We start from the raw sequence: 1251 nt of genomic DNA, 5'->3' as shown, positions 1-1251 counted from the left end.
CAACGGTTTTGTATATGAAAAGTAGTGCGAAAAAAACGCGATTGCCATTCGGTTGAGCACGAGCCTAATTTTTTAATTTTCTTGTTACCTTTTTTTTAATAAGCCAAATTAAAAAATTTGGCGACCTCGAAAAAGTTCCCAAGCCTTTGTGTTTGCAAGGACTTGCGCTATTTTTTATATGCGTTGTTGTGGTAAGTAATTCTGCGCAATTAATTAAACAAAGTCAGAGGGAAAATATATCTCTGACTTTGATAATTTCAATTTGACTTAATAGTTTTCGTTTTGGTGATTTTGTCTTGTAATGAGGTTCCATTAGTAAAAAATAAAATTGCCGCAACTGGAAAAATAACTAAACTTATAATCTTTAATATAGTTCTTAAAAATTTATTATAATTTAATTTATTTTTTTGTTTTGAAACAACAGTTATTTTAGTTAAAATTTTACCTAAAGTATTGCCATTATTTGTAAAATCAAATATTAAAAAATAAAACAAATAAAAAACAAATAGAAAACTATAACCGTAAACTACATTTGTTGTGGATATGTTTTCAACCCCTAATTCTATATTTAAAATTAAAAAGTTAGATGCGATACTATATAAAACACTGATTATTACCAAATCTATTAAGAGAGCAAAAAGTCTATAATTATTAATTTGATTCATATTCTAAATTTACGGTATTATCTCCATTAATGTAGTATCTTTTTGTTTTTATCTTAACTACATAATCATTGAATTGCGCATTAGTACTAGAAACAACATCAATATAATTATTTCCAATTGCAGCTTTACCAAGATTTAAGTTAGAAACATCTAAATGTATCGTTTTGTCATCAGTATTATTTGATGACCTTTGGATTTCCCAGCAAGCAGGAAGTGGAGTCGCACAACAGCAACAAATTGTTACTGTTGTTTCTATAAATGCAATGCCAATGTTTATACCAACAGTAACAGTTCGGCATCCGACATTATCATTTGATATTATTGGTTTAGATATTGTTTCATAATTATTCAAATTTGGTGTGATTGAAGCAGCATTACTTAAATTTGTTGATATTAGAATCGTAATTATTAAGCTCGTTTTAAATAATATTAAGATATTTTTCATTTTGTATAAATTTTAAATTTCCTACTCTTTTGATTTTCGGTCAACTCGTATACTTTTTAAAGTCTTAGCATCTTTCACATTTGACTATTTGGGAGGTCAACCCATTTCTTAACCGTTGTTTTTTTTATTTACCACAACGGA

At 27.3% G+C, this 1251-nt stretch carries 2 protein-coding genes; both read right to left on the bottom strand.

Features of this window, described 5'->3' with window-relative positions:
* Positions 1-257: 257 nt before the first annotated feature.
* Positions 258-665 (bottom strand): RDD family protein, encoded by a 408-nt coding sequence (locus tag GBH57_RS15930; RefSeq protein ID WP_151675491.1) that lies wholly within the window; start codon positions 663-665, stop codon positions 258-260.
* Positions 652-1110: a hypothetical protein gene (locus tag GBH57_RS15925; protein WP_151675490.1), complete on the bottom strand. Its 459-nt coding sequence runs from the start codon at positions 1108-1110 to the stop codon at positions 652-654. Before GBH57_RS15925 ends, GBH57_RS15930 begins: the two co-directional genes overlap by 14 nt.
* Positions 1111-1251 lie beyond the last annotated feature (141 nt).

Origin of the sequence: Patiriisocius marinus, assembly GCF_008974325.1 — a bacterium.
GTDB lineage: Bacteria > Bacteroidota > Bacteroidia > Flavobacteriales > Flavobacteriaceae > Patiriisocius > Patiriisocius marinus.
The sequence above is the reverse complement of the archived record's forward strand: the minus strand, read 5'-3'. Positions and strand labels throughout refer to the sequence as shown.

Excerpts from the sequence above, each read along its gene's own strand:
- GBH57_RS15930 (WP_151675491.1), bottom strand. The coding sequence starts at position 665 with ATGAATCAAATTAATAATTATAGACTTTTTGCTCTCTTAATAGATTTG.
- GBH57_RS15925 (WP_151675490.1), bottom strand. The coding sequence starts at position 1,110 with ATGAAAAATATCTTAATATTATTTAAAACGAGCTTAATAATTACGATT.